General features: G+C 60.1%; 1 protein-coding gene. It reads right to left on the bottom strand.

Features of this window, described 5'->3' with window-relative positions:
• Positions 1-243: hypothetical protein (locus AAEY78_RS14615; protein WP_352340183.1), on the bottom strand; the 243-nt coding region annotated here is incomplete at both ends.

Below are 243 nucleotides of genomic sequence, written 5' to 3'. Positions count from 1 at the left end.
ATACCTGGGCCCGCACTTGCTCAAAAGCACGACCAACGTCCTGGCTGCCCACCAATACCCGCGCCCGCACCAGAGCCTGATGCTCCCAGGTCCAGGCTTCATTTTCCTGATAACGGGCAAACGCCCCCAGGGAACTGACCAACAGACCGGAAGCGCCTGACGGTCGCAGGCGCATATCCACTTCGTACAGTTGCCCGGAGTTGGTCTGGGTGGTCAGCAGATGAATGATTCGCTGGCCCAATC

The sequence above is a fragment of the Psychrobacter sp. 16-MNA-CIBAN-0192 genome (assembly GCF_040309565.1).
GTDB lineage: Bacteria > Pseudomonadota > Gammaproteobacteria > Pseudomonadales > Moraxellaceae > Psychrobacter.
The sequence above is the reverse complement of the archived record's forward strand: the minus strand, read 5'-3'. Positions and strand labels throughout refer to the sequence as shown.